Raw genomic sequence first — 18,616 nt, 5'->3', positions numbered from 1 at the left:
TGGCTTTTTTGATCTGGATGCCAAAATATTGACCCCATTGCGCCAATAATTACTAAAGGAATCTGACACCGCGCCGATAGACATAATGGTTCAACCTGAGAAGTATTATGAAGCGACGTTTAGCCTTACTCACTACATTGATAGCAAGCTTGCTGCCGACAGTAGCCGCCGATGAGCACGAAGGTGCTGTGGAGGTCTACTCGGAGACGCAACTGATCCGCTGGTTTGAAACCAATCAGCACCTGCGTCAGGTAGAGCAGGATGAATGTCAGTTGGTGCAAGATATAGAAGCCCGCGCTCGTGTGGTCGAATATCCAGCGTTTCAGTTTCTCTATGGTGACATGCTGGCATGGGGAGTCTGTGTAGAGCGTGATGTTGAACTCGGGGTGTTTTATATTAACCAAGCTGCGAGACAAGGGTTACCAGCAGCGTTGGAACAGCTCGGGCGTTACTACGCCAAAGGCACCTTAGTCCAGCAAGATGGTGAACGCGCAATACCTTACCTTCGCGAAGCTGCGGCGTTAGGGAATTTACCTGCGCGTATTCAACTCGCTGAGCTGCTTTTGAATGACTTTGGTAGTCCGTTGGACTATGAAGACGCTTACCGCTGGTTATACAACTCGGTAACGGCCAATGATGCCGCCTACCAACGTATTGCTCAATTGCGACGAGATTTAGAGCGCCGCATGCCAGAGAACATTATTCATCGTGCTAAGATGCGTGATACCTTCTGGTAATTAAGCATTGCGCTGTCGCAATTCAGCGTATATTATCGCCAAGCCTGTCAATTATCCTCTTTTCTGTTACTGGCGAGAAAGTCGTCTCGTAACACTGTTTTTCACTCTATTAATAATACTGCCTGAAGCTATCTGAATAGCAGTAGCTCAGATATACTTGCACTATTATCCGCCATTTACGGATCATTACATGTCAGAAGACCAACAATTACCTCAAGATCCGTTTGCGGATCGTGAGGCGAGTAATTACGAAAACCCTATACCAAGCCGCGAACAAATCCTCAGTGTCATTGAAGGGTTTGAAACGCCGGTGAGCCGCGACCACCTTTTCGAAGTGCTGAATTTATCCGGTGATGACCAGTATGAAGGTTTACGTCGACGCCTACGCGCAATGGAGCGAGATGGTCAACTCATCTTCACTCGTCGTCAGTGCTATGCCTTGCCTGAGCGCATCGATCTTATTAAAGGGCATGTCATCGGCCATCGCGAAGGGTTTGGCTTTTTACGGCCTGAAGGTGTTGGCACCAAAGATGATCTCGTGCTGCCATTTCATCAAATGCGTGGTGTACTGCATGGTGACTACGTCCTCGCGCAGCAAGTCGGCGTTGATAAGCGTGGCCGACCGGAAGCGCGTGTGGTGCGTATTTTGGAAGAACGTACCGGACAAATTGTTGGTCGATATTTTATTGAAAATGGTATGGGCTACGTCGTGCCTGACGATTCTCGTATCGCGCAAGATATTGTTATACCGCAAGACCAACGTATGGGCGCGCGAATGGGCAATGTGGTGGTCGTGGAAGTGACTCAGCGAGCCACTCGCCAATATAATGCCGTGGGTAAAATCGTCGAAGTACTCGGCGAGAACATGGCGCCGGGCATGGAAATTGAAATTGCTTTACGTACCCATGATATCCCGCATGTATGGCCTAAAGAAGTTGAAAAACAGATTTCTACTCTGACGGAAGACGTACCAGAAGATGCAAAGAAAGGGCGTGTTGATCTTAGAGACTTGCCACTCGTTACTATCGATGGCGAAGATGCACGTGACTTCGATGATGCTGTGTATTGTGAGAAAAAACGTTCTGGTGGGTGGCGCTTGTGGGTGGCTATTGCTGATGTGAGTTATTACGTTCGACCTGACTCTGCATTAGATAAAGAAGCAGTGCAACGAGGCAACTCGGTCTACTTCCCTTCGCAAGTCGTGCCTATGTTGCCAGAAGTGCTCTCTAACGGTTTATGTTCATTGAACCCGCAAGTTGATCGCCTCTGTATGGTGTGTGAAATGACTATTTCGGCCAATGGGCGTTTGTCAGGTTATAAGCATTACGAAGCGGTCATGAACTCGCATGCGCGTCTAACGTATAATAAAGTGCATAAAATGCTCGAAGGTGATGAGGAACTGCGTGAACGGTATGCGCCGTTAGTGCCCCACCTTGAAGAGCTGTATAGCATGTATAAGGTGCTAAAAGGCTCCCGCGAAGAGCGTGGCGCGATTGAATTTGAAACCGTAGAAACGAAGTTCATTTTCAATAGCCAACGGAAGATCGACCGTATTGAGCCTTATGAGCGTAATGATGCCCACAAAATCATCGAAGAGTGCATGATTTTGGCTAACATCGCCTCTGCACGGTATGTCGAAAAGTTAAAAGAGCCCTCACTTTACCGCGTACATGAAACGCCGGGAGAAGAACGCTTGGTCGGGTTCCGTGACTTCTTGGGTGAGTTAGGCCTTCATCTTGGTGGTGGGTTAGAGCCTTCGCCGCGAGATTACGCAGAGTTGGCTCACGCGATACATGAGCGTGCAGACAAGGAACTCATCCAAACCATGTTGCTGCGATCTATGAAGCAGGCGGTATACCAAGCTGACAATATGGGGCACTTTGGGTTGGCATTGAATCAGTATGCACACTTCACCTCACCGATTCGCCGCTATCCGGATCTCACCTTGCACCGTGCGATTAAATACCTGATTGCCAAAGAAGCAGGAACCAATGCGGATCGTTGGACGCCAACTGGGGGCTATCATTACTCTGTTGATGATATGGATGTACTGGGTGAACAGTGTTCCACCACTGAACGCCGTGCAGATGATGCCACCCGTGATGTCTCTGATTGGCTGAAGTGCGAGTACATGCAAGATCATGTCGGCGATGAGTTTGAAGGCGTCATTGCTAACGTTACCGGCTTCGGTTTTTTTGTACGTCTCAATGAACTCAACATTGATGGGTTAGTGCATGTTTCAAATCTTGCCAATGATTACTACCAATACGATCCTATAGGCCAGCGTTTGATTGGTGAGAGTAGTGGTCAGGTGTATCGCCTTGGCGATACCGTTCAAATCCGCGTCTTGGCGGTGAACCTCGACGATCGTATGATCGACTTTGATATGGTGGGCAGTAACCGTAAACCGCGTCGCGCAGGTAAAACCGAACGTGATAGAGCCAAGCAGAAAATGCGTAAGGCGGAAGGGTTACGTCAGAATAGCCGCGCCTTTAAAGTTGGTGCTGATGGGAAAGTAGAAGCGCAAACAGCGAAGAAGAAAAAAGAGCGCCGCAGTGTGCGCCAATCTTTAAAGCAAGGTGTGATGCCTAAAGCGAAACCCGTAATTGAAGATGATTTGCCGCCCTCGCTGGGAGGAAAGCCACCTGCGAAGAAGAAAAAGCCAGCAGGAAAGAAACCTGGAGTAAACAAGGGCAAGAAAGATAACCCAGCTCCTAAGAAATCCAAGACAGAAAAAGCGCGCAAAAAGAAAAAGGCTCGCACTAAAAAAACGAAATAGTCATTGATAGTGGCAGCGTTATCATCGCTGCCGCGCGAAGAGAAGATTGAAATCACTATGAGTAACGACATGCTATATGGCATTCACGCAGTGAAAGCCGTATTGGAAAATGACCCAGCCCGTTTTATTGAAGTTTTAGTCTTGAAAGGGCGTCAAGATGAACGTTTATTACCCGTACTGAATGAGCTCACAGCGTTAGGTATTACGATTCAAGAAGCGGGTCGAAAAGTGCTGGATGACCGTGCCAAAGGTGCGGTTCATCAAGGTATTATTGCTCGTGTGAAACCCGCTAAACAGTACAACGAGAATGATCTCGATGCGATTTTGGCCAGCAAGCCTCAACCGTTATTGCTTGTGCTGGATGGTGTGACAGATCCTCATAATTTAGGGGCATGTCTACGTAACGCCGATGCGGCAGGGGCGGCAGCGGTGATTGTCCCTAAAGATAAGTCAGCACAATTGAACGCAACGGCGAGCAAAGTCGCCTGTGGGGCTGCAGAAGTCATGCCTCTCGTCCGCGTAACGAACTTAGCGAGAACGTTACGTGCGTTACAAGAAAAAGGCGTTTGGGTTGTCGGCACGGCAGGCGAAGCCACGCAAGACATTTATCAAGCTAAGTTAACTGGTCCGATGGCGATCGTCATGGGTGCCGAAGGCGATGGCATGCGACGCTTAACGCGCGAGACTTGTGATGAACTGATTAAAATTCCAATGGCTGGAGCGGTGTCGAGCTTGAATGTGTCGGTGGCGTCTGGGATTTGCCTATTTGAAGCAGTTCGCCAGCGACAGTCGAACTAAGTATTGATATGAGAGAGAAGGCCCTCAACGAGGGCCTTTTCTTTGCCTAGCCAACGGTGATGTTGACGTTATTATAATCCGTCGGAATTTGACCCAGAAATTACTTTGAGTAAAAGTGATGGATCAGTTTTCGCACCTCATCAGGGTTCTCATTGAGCGCTTTGTCTCGGCTGAGCTTTGCAACGGCGCGTTTGAGATAAGGAAGCGAGGGTTTAAGATTGGCGCCCAGCCTTTTATTCATCGCTGCATAGTCAGCTATCACGGCTTCGGCATTGATTGTTTGGTAACCGAAATTGATGCGATAGCCGTCAAATAGCCATTTCATGGCGTCGTAAAACCCCCAATGATAAATGTCATGATGATTCGTGCCGGGATAAAACACACCTTGGCTTTCAATGGCCAGTTCAGTGTTGTCTGTTTTGTGTGCGTTTAATCGATCGTTAAAAGCGACAATATAATCGCGATGGACCGTTGAACGTCCGAGACTGGGTGTGATGGGCATATCTGCGGCTGCCACGAAGAGTGCAACAGGGCGGGTGACAGGTTGCGAGAGTGAAGCGATGAGTTGATCGTTTAGTCTGGGGTAGTCATACCATAGGCTAGGATCAAGTGCGACCAAGCCTGAAAATCGATGCGTTTGTGCTAAGGCACTTAACGCCATAATGCCTCCAAAAGAGTGACCAACTAAAATGTTGGGAGCTTGGGTTCGAAACACATCGTCGATCACAGGCACGAGTTCATTTTCAAGGTAACGAAGGAAGTCAGGGCCTTGGCCTGTCTGTTTATAGGGCGCTGGTGCTGACTCGCCATTGGGAAGCTGCGTGGCTTTTGTTGGCGTATAGTTTGCCATTCTGTTCTCATTACTCACACCGACCACTATCATCTCCGGCACTTGCGGCCACATTCCACTATGCAGTGATTCCAGCATACCGACTGCATGGGTGAAGTGCGCCTCACCATCTAAAAGATAAACAACAGGAAAGTGTGCTTTTTTGTCACTGTGGTAGCTTTCCGGCAGGTAGACTTGATAACTCAACGTTGTGTTGAGAATCTTTGATTGATGTGAGAAACGCTGGGCGATAGTGACCTCTGAAGCTGCGTGTGCGGTAAAGCAACAGAGCAGTAACCAGCCACGCAATGCGATTTTTCGAATGTCCATATGCTTGTTGCCACAGGCTATTGCCTGTGCTCCTGAGTCTGTTGTGCTGATGGTTTGTTGATGGTTAACAACGTGCCTGTGGATGGCGAGTTGAGAATTGTTTTCATTAAAGGCATTATCGCACAGGGTGGCATTGAGAAGATTTTGCAAATGACGCAGTTTTGTTTGTGCTTTTCTCATTATTACGTACACCTCATGGACAATATTGAGTAAGGGCAGCAGCGTGGCGCAGCAAACATACCAAGGGAAAGTCACCAACTTGTATTTGGAAAAAGGGCTTTTTTTCCATAGCAAAGACATTTATCGCACCGCTGATGTCTTCCTTGAACGCGTGCCGAGTGAAGGATTGACGATTGTGATTCCCCTCGCCGGAAAAGTGGATGTCAATTATGGTCATGCGCGTTTACAAACTGCACGTCATTGTCACGCCTCTCCAGTGATTGCGTCTATGGTTAATCTGACGTCAGATAGTCTCGTCTCTGGAGTGGGTGAAGCGGGAAGTCATGATCGCAATCTATTGGTGCGTATTGAACCTGAGTGGTTAGAGGGGCGTCATCAATCGCTAGAAAGCCCGCAGGTATCGCAATTGATCCATGGCAAACGCGCACTTCATCAAGCCAAATTACCGTCTCATTTGGTACATCTTGCCGAGGCGGTGAATCAACTGCCGGGGCAAGGTGTTGCAGAGCGCCAAGTGATGGCGAGTTTTGTTGAACTCTTGTGGCAATTTTTGGCTGGGCTTGAGTCGCTACCTCTAGATAATGCTCGCGCTTTTCGCTCAACGACGCGTTTACAGATGTTTTTACAAAGTGGTGAAGCCGATTATCTCTCTGTCGCTGAGATTGGTGAACAGTTGGGGATGAGTGTCGCCACACTGCAACGCCATTGCCGGGCAGCGTTTGGGCAGAGCCTTGTCAACTATTTAAAACATCGTCGCTTACAGCGCGCACATGATGCCATGTGCCAAGAAGGCCTTAGTTTGATCGAGGCAAGTTTGCTAGCGGGCTATGACTACCCTGCCAACTTTGTTACTGCCTATAAACGCTATTTTGGCCAGACACCAAAACAGCACCAGAAACAGGCATTTTCACTGCTATCAGGGCATGTTTAAATCCCTGCAAATTTTGTTTGCTATCAACGGTGCAATTCTGTACTATTCAGCGTCCAAATTCTCGGTTCTTTGTTTTTAGTTCCTTGCTTCCTCTGGATGACCGAGCCAATTGTGGAAGCTGAATAATCCGTAAGGAGCAACCAATGCGTCATTACGAAATCGTATTCATGGTGCACCCTGATCAAAGCGAGCAGGTTGCTGGCATGATCGAGCGTTACACAGCTGCTATCAAAGACTCTGGCGGTCAAATCCACCGTCTAGAAGATTGGGGCCGTCGTCAAATGGCTTACCCAATCAACAAACTGCACAAAGCACACTACGTTCTAATGAACGTTGAAGCTGAGCAGGCTGTTGTTGATGAGCTGGAATCTACTTTCCGCTTCAACGATGCAGTGATCCGTAACATGATCATGCGTACTAAAGGTGCAATCACTGAGCCATCTCCAATGATGAAGGCGAAGGAAGAGCGTGCACCACGTCGCGAAGAGCGTGCAGCACCTGCACAATCTGAAGGCGAAGCAGCAGCTGAGTAATCCTTTGTGACCAATCGTCTCGAGCTCTCTGGCGTTATCGTTAAAGCACTCAGACGAACCCAATCACCAGCTGGAATACCGCACTGTCACTTTGTGTTAGAGCATCGTTCCACCCAAGAGGAAGCTGGCTTACCCCGTCAAGTGTATTGTTGCATTAACGTGGTAGTGAGCGGGAAAGGTTTACAAACACTCACGCAAGACTTAGCGCTCGGCAGTCACATTCAGGTAGCAGGCTTTGTCTCTTACCAAACCGGTCGTAATGGCTTAGGTAAAATTGTGTTACATGCTGAGCACATAGAAAATATTTAGATCAGGAGATAGCCCCATGGCACGTTTCTTCCGTCGTCGTAAGTTCTGCCGTTTCACTGCAGAAGACGTTCAAGAGATCGACTACAAAGACGTAGCAACTCTTAAAAACTACATCACTGAAGCTGGCAAAATTGTACCAAGCCGTATCACTGGTACGCGTGCAAAATACCAGCGTCAGCTAGCTCGCGCTATCAAGCGTTCTCGTTACCTAGCACTTCTACCATACACTGACAAGCATCAGTAATCGGTAGCTGGTTCAATTAGATTAAGAGGACAAGATAATGCAAGTTATTCTACTTGATAAAATCGGTAACCTAGGTGGTCTTGGCGATCAGGTTAACGTTAAAGCGGGTTTCGCACGTAACTTCCTTATCCCACAAGGTAAGGCTGTAATGGCGACTAAAGCGAACGTTGAAATGTTCGAAGCACGTCGTGCTGAGCTAGAAGCAAAAGTTGCTGAGCAACTAGCTGCTGCTGAAGCGCGTGCTGAGAAAGTGAGCGCACTAGAAGCGGTTGTTATCGCATCTAAAGCGGGTGACGAAGGTAAACTATTCGGTTCTATCGGTACTCGTGACATCGCTGATGCAGTAACTGCTGCTGGCGTTGAAGTTGCTAAGAGCGAAGTTCGTCTTCCAGAAGGTGCGCTACGTACCACTGGTGAGTTCGAAATCAGCCTACAACTGCACTCTGATGTATTCGCAACTATCAACCTAAACGTTGTTCCTGCTGAGTAATAACGTTTTACGATAGTGAAAAACCAGCCTTCGGGCTGGTTTTTTTTTGCTTCTCGTCAGCGTTGTGTGAAATCTCATGATTTACCTTTTCGATAGGCGAGTCGTCACACATAATCTATTTATCAGTCAATATCCTTTCAGTTTCCAAACTAAGGTATACTGACTAGCTGAGTTTCTGGTAACCGCATTCGATTTATGGCTGAACAACGACAAGTAAATCCGTCCAAAGACAAACAAGTAGACGCGATAAAAATGGCTCCCCACTCACTGGAAGCCGAGCAATCCGTATTGGGTGGCTTGATGCTCGACAATGAGAAGTGGGATAGCGTTGCTGAAAAGTTGATGGCAAGCGACTTCTACAGTCGTCCCCACCGCGTGATTTATGAGGCCGTCAAGGTGGTGCTTGATGCGGGGCAGCCACTGGATCTCATTACGCTTTCAGAACAACTGGAGCGTCAAGATAAGCTAGATGAAGTTGGCGGGTTTGCTTACCTCGCTGAGTTGGCTAAAAACACCCCGAGTGCGGCTAACATCACTGCGTATGCAGATATCGTTCAAGAACGTTCGTTGATTCGCGGCATGATCAGCGTCGCGAATGAGATTGCTGATGCGGGATATGACCCGCAAGGCCGTACCAGTGAAGACCTTCTAGACTTAGCTGAAAGTAAAGTGTTTGCCATTGCAGAGCAGCGCACTACAGCAAATGAAGGGCCGCAAAACGTTGAGAGTATTCTTGAGAAAACGTTAGAGCGCATCGAGCTGCTTTATCAAACACCACAAGATGGTGTGACTGGGGTCTCGACTGGGTTTACCGATCTCAATAAGAAAACAGCAGGCTTGCAGCCTTCGGATTTGATCATTGTGGCCGCACGTCCATCGATGGGTAAAACCACCTTTGCGATGAACTTGTGTGAAAATGCGGCAATGGATCAAGATAAGCCGGTGCTTATCTTCTCGCTTGAGATGCCATCAGAACAGATCATGATGCGTATGTTGGCCTCCTTGTCGCGAGTTGATCAAACCAAGATTCGAACAGGTCAGCTAGATGATGAAGATTGGGCGCGTATTTCGTCGACCATGGGCTTGCTCATGCAGAAAAAGAACATGTTCATTGATGACAGTTCTGGCCTGACGCCAACGGAATTACGCTCTCGAGCGCGACGTATCGCACGTGATCATGGTGGCATTAGCTTAATCATGGTCGACTATTTGCAGTTGATGCGTGTACCTGGATTACAAGAGAACCGTACCCTAGAAATCGCGGAGATTTCTCGCTCGTTGAAGGCGCTTGCAAAAGAACTTCAATGCCCTGTCGTCGCCCTTTCCCAGCTAAACCGCTCGTTGGAGCAACGCGCAGACAAACGCCCGATTAACTCTGACTTGCGTGAATCTGGTGCGATCGAGCAGGATGCCGACTTGATCATGTTCATTTACCGTGATGAGGTGTACCACGAAGACAGCGCCTTAAAAGGTATCGCGGAAATCATTATCGGTAAGCAACGTAACGGCCCGATTGGCTCTGTGCGCTTAACCTTCCAAGGGCAATGGTCTCGTTTTGATAATTATGCAGGGCCTGCATTTGATGAAGAATAATATGCCGAAAGGACTGCAACTTCAGGCTGCAACCGCGACGATTAAAACCGCGGCGCTGAATCATAACTTGCAACGCGTAAAAGAGTTCGCGCCGAACTGTAAAGTACTCGCCGTTGTCAAAGCGAATGCTTATGGGCACGGCCTATTGCCAGTCGCAAATCATCTTGATGAAGTGGATGCTTTTGGTGTCGCTCGCATTGAAGAAGCGCTGACTTTGCGTGCGGGTGGTGTGATTAAACCCATACTGTTGCTTGAAGGCTTCTACTCCTTAGCCGACTTGTCGATAGCGGTGACAAACAACATTCATACCGTTGTACATACTGTTGAGCAGTTGGAAGCGCTTGAACAAGCACAGCTCGACTTACCCGCTCAAGTATGGCTAAAAATTGATACTGGCATGAATCGTCTGGGTGTTCGACCTGAGCAAACTGAGGCCGTGGTTAAACGCTTAGAAGCCTGCCCGAATGTCGCAAAACCCTTGCGCTTTATTAGTCATTTCTGTTGTGCTGATGAACTGGATAATCCATTCAGCGCTCAACAGATCACCTGTTTTGACCAAGTGTCGAGTCAGTATCAGGGCGAACGCTCACTTGCGGCCTCTGCGGGCATCGTGGCTTGGCCAGATAGCCATTATCAGTGGGTACGCCCGGGCATTATGCTTTATGGTGTTTCACCCGTTGAAACGCGTTCTGCGGCATCGTTAGGGCTAAAGCCTGTTATGACCCTGTCTGCCAGTTTGATTGCTATCAATGACGTCAAGAAAGGTGAAACAGTGGGTTATGGGGCGCGCTGGCAAGCGGAACGAGATACACGTATTGGTGTTATTGCTATCGGTTATGGTGATGGTTACCCCCGAATGGCGCCGAATGGTACGCCTGTTTTGGTCAATGGTCGCAGAGTCGTGACCGCTGGGCGTGTTTCCATGGACATGTTGAGCGTCGATTTAGGGCCAGATGCAAAAGATAAAGTCGGTGATAAAGCCGTACTTTGGGGCGACGGACTACCAGCAGAAGAAGTCGCTGAACACATAGGAACGATTGCCTATGAATTAGTGACAAAGTTGACCTCTCGCGTTGTTATGCAGTACGTATGATTCGCCGCGCCATCACTTTCGTTACTTCACTGTTTTTCTCTTCTGTAATATTCGCTGATGGTTGGCCTGCTTGGTTGCCTGAGACTGCGGCGGTACCTTTCGTGTTTACCAGTGAGTCGATAGGTAACTCCGTTGGGGTGGCTGGCGTGGTAAAAGGTTTTGGTCAACCTCAAGCCGGAGTGTTGGGTGCTGCCGTTCTATCTGATAAAGGTAGTCATATTCTTTATGCATCCGCGAATAATTATCTTCTCTCACCACAACATCGCTGGATTTTTGGCGTTGAGGCTTACCAAGCGTCATACCAAGATAACTATTACTACCTAGGCGATGCGAATAATCATGACAGCGTGCTGAGTCAGCGTGTATTGACTGATGCTGATGAAGCACAGTATCGGTTGTCTGCTCGCTATGTCTTGCCGATGGGTGCTGGTCAAACAGGCGTAATGCAAGGGCTATTGCCTCAACGCGACATTACCGGCAAACACCCATGGAGTAGTGGTGTCTCATCACTTGAGTTTCGTCCTTTCTATCAGAAACAAGCCCTCTCCAATACGCAGGGAGAAGTGCCTGACTCCGCATTGCCTGATACGATCTGGGGTTTGGAAACGATCCTTGACTGGGATAATCGCAATGATAGCCGAAACCCGACACAGGGCAGCCGAACGAAGCTGCATCTTCACAAGGATTTTGGTAGTCGGGAGCGGGCGAGTTGGTGGAAATGGGAGTTAAGTCAAAGCTGGTTTCATGCCCTGCCTGATTGGACCGAATGGGCAACCAGCCAAGTGCTTGCCTTCAATGTTTACGCTTCCGATGTCCCCAGTTGGAATCAACGTGAATCGGTTGATGGTGAGAGTGCATGGCGGAGGCCTCCCGACTATGCCGCAAGCCGACTCGGTGGGCTGTATCGATTACGTGGCTATGCGGGGGGGCGTTATGTTGGTCGCTCCGCACTGCATTACAGCATGGAATATCGTCTCTTGCCTGACTGGCAACCTCTATCTGAATGGCCAGTCTTTGGGTGGTATGACGTGCCTTGGTGGCAATGGGTGATGTTCGCTGATGTTGGCCGTGTCGCAGATAGCTTCGATCTTAGTACTTTGCATCAAGCTATGCATTGGAGCCTAGGGGCAGCCGTACGCTTTCAAGTAGAAGGTATTGTGGTGAGGACCGAAATGGCGTGGAGTGAACAAGACAGTGTCTTCCGAGTCATGGTGAATCAGCCGTTCTAGTTAGGCAAAGCAAGGCGTGATGTAACGCCTTGCTCGCGGCTACTCGCCCTGCACTGTGATGATGATGCGACGATGGCCCCCATGGTTGCGGTGTTCCCCTAAATAGATCCCTTGCCAAGTCCCTAATGCGAGTTCGCCCTGACGGATTGGTATCGTCACACTGTTTCCCAACAACGACGCTTTGATATGTGCCGGCATATCATCACTGCCTTCATAGGTATGCTCATAATATGGCGCGTCTTCAGGGACATAGCGATTAAAATGCGCCTCCATATCCGTTCTTACCGTCGGGTCGGCATTTTCATTTAAGGTTAAACTGGCAGAGGTATGCTGAATAAACAAGTTCACTAAGCCGATGTTGAGGTGACTGATCATCGGCTCAATTGCATTCGTAATCTCATCAGTAATGAGGTGAAAACCGCGTCGTTGCGGTGAAAGAGAAAGTGTCTGTTGTTGCCACATAAAAAGGACTCGCTGCGATGCGTGAAATGCCACAAGCATACTGTAATTCCAGTTTGAGGTCAGCGCTATTGGGTTTCCTTGAGTGGGTGAAACTGACCTAAAACAAAGAGTCCTCAGGTTAATATTGGGAATAAGGGAACCTGTGGTAAATTGTTGCTTCTTTGCCGTTGTGCGGTAAAGGTATAATCATAACATTTCATATCGGGGAGCTGTGCTGCGCAGGGAAAAAGACGTAGACAGTAAAAACTACCAATCAGGAACAGTAACTATGTTGAAAAACATTAACCCAACTCAGACCCAAGCTTGGCAGGCTTTGACCGCGCACTTTGAACAAGCGCAAGATTACAAGCTCAGTGAGTTATTTGGCGCGGATGCGCAGCGTTTTGAACGCTACTCTGCGCAATTCGGCGACGAAATCTTGCTGGATTATTCAAAAAACCTAGTTAGCGACGAAACACTGGAAAAGCTCTTCGCTTTGGCTGATGACACTGAATTAAAAGCAGCCATTGATGCTATGTTTAGTGGTGAAAAAGTCAACCAAACAGAAGACCGTTCGGTATTGCATGTCGCCCTGCGTAATCGCAGTAACTCACCGATTATGGTGGACGGTGAAGATGTCATGTTTGGCATTAATGAAGTGCTAGAAAAAATGAAGTCTTTCTCTGACCGTATTATTAGCGGTAAGTGGAAAGGCTATACTGGCAAAGCGATCACAGATGTCGTCAATATTGGGATCGGTGGCTCTGATCTCGGGCCATTTATGGTGACAGAATCATTGGCGGCCTATAAAAATCACCTCAACATGCATTTTGTTTCCAATGTGGATGGCACTCACATCACCGAAGTACTTAAGCGTGTTAATCCTGAAACAACCTTGTTCCTGATTGCCTCAAAAACGTTCACTACACAAGAAACCATGACCAATGCGCATACTGCGCGCGAATGGTTCTTAGAAGAAGCGCGCAATAGCGCCTACGTTGCTAAGCATTTCGCAGCACTCTCAACAAATGGTAAGGCAGTTTCTGAATTCGGTATCGATACTGCCAACATGTTTGAGTTTTGGGATTGGGTTGGTGGTCGCTATTCATTGTGGTCAGCGATTGGCATGAGTATTTGTCTGGCAATCGGTTATGAGCGCTTTATCGAGCTTCTGGAAGGTGCGCATGAGATGGATCAGCACTTTGCAACCGCTGAATGGAAAGACAATCTACCGGTGATTCTGGCGCTATTGGGTATCTGGTATAACAACTTCCACGGCGCAGAGTCAGAAGCTATTCTGCCTTATGATCAGTATTTGCACCGTTTTGCCGCTTACTTCCAGCAAGGAAATATGGAGTCGAACGGTAAATATGTGGATCGTAATGGTGAAGAAGTCACTTATCAGACTGGGCCAATCATTTGGGGTGAACCGGGTACAAACGGCCAGCATGCGTTTTACCAGCTGATTCACCAAGGGACAAAACTCATTCCATGTGATTTTATCGCCCCTGCATTAAGCCACAACCCAACTGGTGACCATCATCAGAAGCTGATGGCAAACTTCTTTGCACAGACAGAGGCACTGGCATTTGGTAAGTCGAAAGCACAAGTAGAAGCGGAATTTGACGCGGCCGGAAAAACCGCTGAAGAGGTCGCTCACTTAGTACCGTTCAAAGTTTTTGAAGGGAATAAGCCGACGAACTCGATTCTTGTCAAGAAAGTAACGCCTAAGGTGTTAGGTGCCTTGATCGCGATGTATGAGCACAAAATTTTCGCGCAAGGTATCATCTGGAATATTTTCAGCTTTGACCAATGGGGTGTAGAGCTAGGTAAGCAGCTTGCAAACCAAATCTTGCCAGAGTTGAAGGAAGAAGGTGAAGTGGCGAGCCATGACAGCTCGACGAACGGCCTGATCAATACGTTTAAGGCGTGGCGAGCATGATAGCCAAAGGCTGTTGTCAGCAGGATAGCGGCCAATTGCTCTCTCAAATCAGCTAAAACAAAAAACGCCGCGATGTATTCGCGGCGTTGTTCTAATTCTCTGTTGTCGCAAATTAAGCTGGGCTTACATCACTTGCTTGAGGACCTTTCTGTCCATCTACAACATTAAACTGGACGTTTTGACCTTCTGTCAGGGTACGACGACCGTCGGCTTGAATTGCTGTGTAGTGAACAAAAACGTCTTTACCATCTGTACTAGAGATAAATCCGAAGCCTTTCTCATCGTTAAACCACTTAACCGTACCAGTCTGCTTGTTACTCATTTTTCCAAATTCCTTTCTTGTAGGGTGTTGCTTTAAGCGAAATCGCTTTGCCTAGCAGGTTACATCTTCATCATCTTGATGAACTAAAATATGCAACCATGACCCAGTCTAGGATTTTTTTGTGACAGATAATAGGACGAAGATCGATTTTTTCTTATTTTTGAAGTGGTTAATAGCAGGTCTTCAGCAGATATTCAGGCAGCGGGGAGGGTTTGCTGCCTGATAAAGGTGACACTTAGGTATCGAAACTGATTTCGATGTAAGCGCTGCCAAACTCGGATTCGAATGGCATTAGAATGATAGAGCCTTCACTTTTATGAGTGATGGTGTGGCCACGGCCAGAGACAACGGCTGGCGTTGCCATATCGAAATCATACCCTTTCTCGGCAAGAATACGCTTTGCTCCACCGGTTACCATGTTGGTGATTTCACCCACCATGTCAGTGACTTCTTCGTTAATACCGTTCGGGCGTTCACCAAGCATACGCTGCATGATTTCAAGCGCGAGGTTTTCCTCAAATGTAATGGAAAGCGAGCCCTTGGTTTGTGGACCAACCATACCGATCAAGCCGGAAACATCACCCCGAGCGACTTCATCTTTCTTAATCCTCGGCTTCTGGGGTGCAAGATCCATTGATGCCATGGTCTTTAACACGTTTAAAAGGGAGGCTAAAAATGGATTCACAAATTCTGCACGCATAATTTAAATCTGGCCGTTTCAATCTCTGTAAAAAGTTTTAGTTGCTGTCCCTGCATTTTCGACAGACGCCGTGGCTTTCAACCACATGGTGCTTGACGCTGAAGTCTTGATGCTGAGCACGTCTCAGCAACAATGCAGCTAATTCATTATCGTGACATTCTTCCACAAAGCCGCAATTGTCACAAATTAATAATTGAGAACAATGATCTGCGTGTCCTAAGGAGCAACATGCAATGTAGCTATTCGTTGATTCAACCTTGTGTACAAACCCCTGCTCAAGTAAGAAATCTAAGGCACGATACACCGTCGGTGGTTTTGCCTGTGGTTCAGTCACTTTAAGCAGATCTAACAGTTCATAGGCACTGATTGAACGACCGTATTCGATTATCAATTCTAATGTTTTAAAACGCTGCGGCGTTAAACGCACTCCACGCTCATCGCAGAGCTGGCGCGCTTTATCGAGAATCTGAGAAGACTCGCCCATGTAACCTCTAAATCTAAAACAGTGTAAGTCTCTCATTCTACCATAGCATCAGAGCTCGGGGGGGAGAGAAGTAAACAAGAATGTGAATCAAACCTAAGATAGGTACTAGACACTTAGACATTCACTCTATTCTCCCACCGTTTTCAGTATAGATGAGCCGTACCAAGTTGCGCATGTTAGCTGTTATGAATTATTGCTAAATCAGCGCGTTGTTTTTCCTTTGCGACACAGTATTGTGCATTGGAATGCGCAATTTTTATCGACTATTCGTGCTGCTTCAAGCCAATACCTTATCGCAGCCCATACACTCAAGTGTAGGTGTGTCAGCAAAAATGGCATCGACAGCACGCTTATCCTTACTCTCTATCGGCGAACCATTTCTAAACTGAATGCCTGTGTGTCTGTTTTAGTCCTGTGAACATGGCTTGTGCCAAAGAGAATGCCGAAAACATAAATATCTGTCTTTCTTAATTTATATAAAACTAGGTGATTATAGTGCTCAGTGGCGTGTGATTAGACCCTATAGTTAGTATTGATAATATCGTAATTCTTAGTTGGCGGGTGGCTTAAATGAGTCGATTTTACAAGTTGGTGCGTTGTGCTCGATACATGCTTCATCGTCTTGATTTCTTGGGTGATGGTCTGCCAGAGCATGAAAAAATCTACGGGAAAGATCACGTGGTGGTGTTAGGAGATAAGACGACGAAAGTTCATGAGCCGCCTGTAAGTCGCATTCTTCTGGAGGGTTATGAGTTAGCGACGAAATTGCCATCCTATGAGGGCGAGTGCTTTTTTATCTTTACCAACCGTCGTTCAAGCATGCGTTTTGAGGAAAAGAAACACTTTCTTTACTCGAAGATCGACAAGCAGCCCTGACGTCGATATTTCTATCGATATAGAGGCACAATAACACCTTCTCGCTATGTTGCCGCTCTCGAAGTGGTTGGCCGAGTCTACTCTCGATGCCTACGCTTTAGACGTCTACCACTCTCGGTGTATAATCCCCCTAATTGAAATTTACAAAGCATTGTCTTGATTGTGCGCGATAGGTAAAGTGCGCTTTTTACAGTAATGGAAGCTATTTCCAATGTCGTCAGAAAGGCGCCAAGGGGGCTGTAGACTGACTTTCAAGGTGCTTAATTTAATAACAGGTAATTGCGACGCATGCTAAATACTTCTGAAACCTCGATAAATACTGAGGATACCCCTAAATTCCCTATGCAGCGTTTTAGCGTTGCGCCGATGCTCGATTGGATTCACTTTCAAGCTATATAAGGGTTTAGAAGGGTTGAGGAGTACTATAGGAGTACCAAAAAAAAGCTTCTTGGCCTAAAAAGACAGAACCCCCGCCGAGGCGAGGGTTAGAAAAGCAGGCTTACTAAACTTGTCATCGCTATTGTAAGCTGGCTACACTACGCTTAGTGCAGTCTTGAGACTCGAAGGTTTCACTTTGAGTTAATCCATAAGATCTTACCTGCTGCATTTTCAATCATCAACCAATAATGAGTTTCACTGAACTGCTCGCAATTGCGTCGAAATTGGTAGATAATATATACTGTATAGCATAGATATAACTCTATCTATTTGATGACGAACGAGAGGGTGTCTTATGAGCACTTCAACCCAGAAAGCTATTAAGGAACTTGTAGCTATTGGTAACGGCGTCCAAGGACACCGAGTTACTGGGACGTCGAAGACCGAGACAAAGGTCAACATCAAACGAGTCTTTGCAAATGCAAGAAAACGTTCAAAGGAAGTCGATCTTGTGGGATGAAGCTCAGGTATTGGCGATTAGTTTGGTTGCACGGCTGAAAGATACGAAGCTCAAATAGCTAAACTATCTGTCAATTAAAATAGATGATTCTCTCGAAATTGCACTTCTCGGTGCAGGAGATAAAGATGGCACAATTAGTAAAGCAAAATGGTTCTGTCAGTAAGCGTAACGCACCTCGTGCACTGCGTATTGCGTCAGCAGTTCGTGCTATGCGCGTTTCAGCTTCTCAACTGAAAGAAGAGAATAAGGCAGTGGCTCAAAAGGACTAAAGTGGCTCATAAGGATTAAAGTGGCTGAAATTTATCTTAAAGAGACCGTATCAGAAGATGACGGTCACAAGCTGGTTTTCAATGTAAATCCTAGTCTCATAGTAGAGGCTGAACAGCAAGACGCTTTCAACGACCTATACTCTGACTTTATTGAGTACAAAACTGAAAGTGCGGATTTGGGTAACATTCCCTGTCCTGATGAGGATGTTCAGAAAGATCACTGTTCTTTTGTTGATATCTTTGGCAAAGATAAACCAAATGAGTTTCCTAAGCCTGATGCGGGAATAGAAAACTTGCATCATGTTCACATCTTTGATGGTGAAACAGAGTTTGAGTATGATAAATGGATTAACAAAGCGCAAATACGTAGGGTTTGCGATACTCTACTTTTCTACTCTTACTTTCAGTTCAAAGATGTCCACTATTTTTATGTGCTTAACTTTGTTCTTGATCCCCAAGGTCATGAATTCCAAAAGGATGAGGAAGCCATGAGGATTATTATTGGTCGGGCAGAGCAGTATAGACTATCGATTGTAGGTGAATAGCTACAAGACTTTAAAAAAGGAGCCGAACGGCTCCTTTTTTGATCTTGTCGTCCCACATGTGGGA

20 protein-coding genes are annotated in these 18,616 nt (G+C 47.1%); 15 read left to right on the top strand and 5 right to left on the bottom strand.

What is annotated here, in order from left to right:
- Positions 1-107 precede the first annotated feature (107 nt).
- From motX to rlmB, 3 genes are all read left to right on the top strand, one after another.
- Positions 108-737 carry a flagellar protein MotX gene (gene motX / locus TSUB_RS14825; RefSeq protein ID WP_087024493.1) on the top strand — a complete coding sequence of 210 codons (630 nt, stop codon included), beginning with the start codon at positions 108-110 and terminating at the stop codon, positions 735-737.
- A 190-nt stretch (positions 738-927) separates the two neighbouring features.
- Positions 928-3,516 (top strand): ribonuclease R, encoded by a 2,589-nt coding sequence (gene rnr, locus TSUB_RS14820; RefSeq protein ID WP_087024491.1) that lies wholly within the window; start codon positions 928-930, stop codon positions 3,514-3,516.
- A 57-nt stretch (positions 3,517-3,573) separates the two neighbouring features.
- The gene (gene rlmB, locus TSUB_RS14815) at positions 3,574-4,314 is read left to right on the top strand and encodes a 23S rRNA (guanosine(2251)-2'-O)-methyltransferase RlmB (protein WP_087024545.1); all 741 of its coding nucleotides are present in this window, start codon (positions 3,574-3,576) and stop codon (positions 4,312-4,314) included.
- Between the two features lie 100 nt (positions 4,315-4,414).
- Here rlmB and TSUB_RS14810 read toward each other — a convergent pair whose 3' ends face one another.
- The gene (locus TSUB_RS14810; protein WP_159064999.1) at positions 4,415-5,653 is read right to left on the bottom strand and encodes an alpha/beta hydrolase; all 1,239 of its coding nucleotides are present in this window, start codon (positions 5,651-5,653) and stop codon (positions 4,415-4,417) included.
- A 43-nt stretch (positions 5,654-5,696) separates the two neighbouring features.
- Here TSUB_RS14810 and TSUB_RS14805 point away from each other — a divergent pair, with 43 nt between their 5' ends.
- The 8 genes from TSUB_RS14805 to TSUB_RS14770 all read left to right on the top strand — a co-directional run bounded on the left by TSUB_RS14805 (position 5,697) and on the right by TSUB_RS14770 (position 12,075).
- Positions 5,697-6,584 (top strand): helix-turn-helix transcriptional regulator, encoded by an 888-nt coding sequence (locus TSUB_RS14805; RefSeq protein WP_159064998.1) that lies wholly within the window; start codon positions 5,697-5,699, stop codon positions 6,582-6,584.
- Positions 6,585-6,727: 143 nt separating this feature from the next.
- A complete protein-coding gene (rpsF, locus tag TSUB_RS14800; protein WP_087024485.1) occupies positions 6,728-7,117 on the top strand; it encodes a 30S ribosomal protein S6 in 390 nt (129 codons plus the stop codon).
- Between the two features lie 6 nt (positions 7,118-7,123).
- On the top strand, positions 7,124-7,426 hold the full coding sequence (gene priB, locus TSUB_RS14795; protein WP_087024483.1) for a primosomal replication protein N: 303 nt from the start codon (positions 7,124-7,126) through the stop codon (positions 7,424-7,426).
- A 16-nt stretch (positions 7,427-7,442) separates the two neighbouring features.
- Positions 7,443-7,670, top strand: coding sequence for a 30S ribosomal protein S18 (gene rpsR, locus TSUB_RS14790; RefSeq protein ID WP_087024481.1), 228 nt, complete (start codon positions 7,443-7,445; stop codon positions 7,668-7,670).
- A gap of 37 nt (positions 7,671-7,707) precedes the next feature.
- Entirely contained in the window at positions 7,708-8,160 is a 453-nt protein-coding gene (rplI, locus tag TSUB_RS14785) for a 50S ribosomal protein L9 (RefSeq protein WP_087024479.1), read from the top strand.
- A gap of 195 nt (positions 8,161-8,355) precedes the next feature.
- Entirely contained in the window at positions 8,356-9,753 is a 1,398-nt protein-coding gene (locus TSUB_RS14780; protein ID WP_087024477.1) for a replicative DNA helicase, read from the top strand.
- Positions 9,743-10,846 carry an alanine racemase gene (gene alr, locus TSUB_RS14775; protein ID WP_246616377.1) on the top strand — a complete coding sequence of 368 codons (1,104 nt, stop codon included), beginning with the start codon at positions 9,743-9,745 and terminating at the stop codon, positions 10,844-10,846. Before TSUB_RS14780 ends, alr begins: the two co-directional genes overlap by 11 nt.
- On the top strand, positions 10,843-12,075 hold the full coding sequence (locus TSUB_RS14770; RefSeq protein WP_087024473.1) for a BamA/TamA family outer membrane protein: 1,233 nt from the start codon (positions 10,843-10,845) through the stop codon (positions 12,073-12,075). The genes alr and TSUB_RS14770 overlap by 4 nt, the downstream gene beginning before the upstream one ends.
- 39 nt (positions 12,076-12,114) lie before the next feature.
- Here TSUB_RS14770 and TSUB_RS14765 read toward each other — a convergent pair whose 3' ends face one another.
- Positions 12,115-12,537 (bottom strand): secondary thiamine-phosphate synthase enzyme YjbQ, encoded by a 423-nt coding sequence (locus TSUB_RS14765; protein WP_087024543.1) that lies wholly within the window; start codon positions 12,535-12,537, stop codon positions 12,115-12,117.
- A gap of 268 nt (positions 12,538-12,805) precedes the next feature.
- Here TSUB_RS14765 and pgi point away from each other — a divergent pair, with 268 nt between their 5' ends.
- The gene (gene pgi, locus TSUB_RS14760; RefSeq protein ID WP_087024471.1) at positions 12,806-14,458 is read left to right on the top strand and encodes a glucose-6-phosphate isomerase; all 1,653 of its coding nucleotides are present in this window, start codon (positions 12,806-12,808) and stop codon (positions 14,456-14,458) included.
- Between the two features lie 112 nt (positions 14,459-14,570).
- Here pgi and TSUB_RS14755 read toward each other — a convergent pair whose 3' ends face one another.
- The 3 genes from TSUB_RS14755 to zur all read right to left on the bottom strand — a co-directional run bounded on the left by TSUB_RS14755 (position 14,571) and on the right by zur (position 15,964).
- Positions 14,571-14,780, bottom strand: coding sequence for a cold-shock protein (locus tag TSUB_RS14755; protein ID WP_087024469.1), 210 nt, complete (start codon positions 14,778-14,780; stop codon positions 14,571-14,573).
- 235 nt (positions 14,781-15,015) lie between these two features.
- A complete protein-coding gene (locus tag TSUB_RS14750; RefSeq protein WP_087024467.1) occupies positions 15,016-15,480 on the bottom strand; it encodes a chemotaxis protein CheX in 465 nt (154 codons plus the stop codon).
- A gap of 37 nt (positions 15,481-15,517) precedes the next feature.
- Positions 15,518-15,964, bottom strand: a complete 447-nt coding sequence (gene zur / locus TSUB_RS14745) for a zinc uptake transcriptional repressor Zur (protein ID WP_087024465.1) — start codon at positions 15,962-15,964, stop codon at positions 15,518-15,520.
- A 570-nt stretch (positions 15,965-16,534) separates the two neighbouring features.
- On the opposite strand from zur, the gene TSUB_RS14740 reads away from it, so the two are divergent.
- The 3 genes from TSUB_RS14740 to TSUB_RS14730 all read left to right on the top strand — a co-directional run bounded on the left by TSUB_RS14740 (position 16,535) and on the right by TSUB_RS14730 (position 18,552).
- On the top strand, positions 16,535-16,840 hold the full coding sequence (locus TSUB_RS14740) for a hypothetical protein (RefSeq protein WP_159064997.1): 306 nt from the start codon (positions 16,535-16,537) through the stop codon (positions 16,838-16,840).
- Positions 16,841-17,863: 1,023 nt separating this feature from the next.
- Positions 17,864-18,007 carry a hypothetical protein gene (locus tag TSUB_RS14735; protein ID WP_159064996.1) on the top strand — a complete coding sequence of 48 codons (144 nt, stop codon included), beginning with the start codon at positions 17,864-17,866 and terminating at the stop codon, positions 18,005-18,007.
- Positions 18,008-18,027: 20 nt separating this feature from the next.
- The gene (locus tag TSUB_RS14730; protein ID WP_087024462.1) at positions 18,028-18,552 is read left to right on the top strand and encodes a type II toxin-antitoxin system YafO family toxin; all 525 of its coding nucleotides are present in this window, start codon (positions 18,028-18,030) and stop codon (positions 18,550-18,552) included.
- Positions 18,553-18,616: the final 64 nt, after the last annotated feature.

It is taken from the genome of Thaumasiovibrio subtropicus (assembly GCF_019703835.1).
In the GTDB taxonomy this organism is placed as follows: Bacteria; Pseudomonadota; Gammaproteobacteria; order Enterobacterales; family Vibrionaceae; genus Thaumasiovibrio; species Thaumasiovibrio subtropicus.
Note: the sequence above shows the minus strand (reverse complement) of the source record. Positions and strands in the feature narration are given on the sequence as shown.

Excerpts from the sequence above, each read along its gene's own strand:
- rplI (WP_087024479.1), top strand. The coding sequence starts at position 7,708 with ATGCAAGTTATTCTACTTGATAAAATCGGTAACCTAGGTGGTCTTGGC.
- rlmB (WP_087024545.1), top strand. The coding sequence starts at position 3,574 with ATGAGTAACGACATGCTATATGGCATTCACGCAGTGAAAGCCGTATTG.
- rpsR (WP_087024481.1), top strand. The coding sequence starts at position 7,443 with ATGGCACGTTTCTTCCGTCGTCGTAAGTTCTGCCGTTTCACTGCAGAA.
- alr (WP_246616377.1), top strand. The coding sequence starts at position 9,743 with ATGAAGAATAATATGCCGAAAGGACTGCAACTTCAGGCTGCAACCGCG.
- TSUB_RS14765 (WP_087024543.1), bottom strand. The coding sequence starts at position 12,537 with ATGTGGCAACAACAGACACTTTCTCTTTCACCGCAACGACGCGGTTTT.
- motX (WP_087024493.1), top strand. The coding sequence starts at position 108 with ATGAAGCGACGTTTAGCCTTACTCACTACATTGATAGCAAGCTTGCTG.
- TSUB_RS14735 (WP_159064996.1), top strand. The coding sequence starts at position 17,864 with ATGGCACAATTAGTAAAGCAAAATGGTTCTGTCAGTAAGCGTAACGCA.
- TSUB_RS14780 (WP_087024477.1), top strand. The coding sequence starts at position 8,356 with ATGGCTGAACAACGACAAGTAAATCCGTCCAAAGACAAACAAGTAGAC.
- rpsF (WP_087024485.1), top strand. The coding sequence starts at position 6,728 with ATGCGTCATTACGAAATCGTATTCATGGTGCACCCTGATCAAAGCGAG.
- TSUB_RS14770 (WP_087024473.1), top strand. The coding sequence starts at position 10,843 with ATGATTCGCCGCGCCATCACTTTCGTTACTTCACTGTTTTTCTCTTCT.
- TSUB_RS14755 (WP_087024469.1), bottom strand. The coding sequence starts at position 14,780 with ATGAGTAACAAGCAGACTGGTACGGTTAAGTGGTTTAACGATGAGAAA.
- TSUB_RS14810 (WP_159064999.1), bottom strand. The coding sequence starts at position 5,653 with ATGAGAAAAGCACAAACAAAACTGCGTCATTTGCAAAATCTTCTCAAT.
- TSUB_RS14750 (WP_087024467.1), bottom strand. The coding sequence starts at position 15,480 with ATGCGTGCAGAATTTGTGAATCCATTTTTAGCCTCCCTTTTAAACGTG.
- pgi (WP_087024471.1), top strand. The coding sequence starts at position 12,806 with ATGTTGAAAAACATTAACCCAACTCAGACCCAAGCTTGGCAGGCTTTG.
- TSUB_RS14740 (WP_159064997.1), top strand. The coding sequence starts at position 16,535 with ATGAGTCGATTTTACAAGTTGGTGCGTTGTGCTCGATACATGCTTCAT.
- rnr (WP_087024491.1), top strand. The coding sequence starts at position 928 with ATGTCAGAAGACCAACAATTACCTCAAGATCCGTTTGCGGATCGTGAG.
- zur (WP_087024465.1), bottom strand. The coding sequence starts at position 15,964 with ATGGGCGAGTCTTCTCAGATTCTCGATAAAGCGCGCCAGCTCTGCGAT.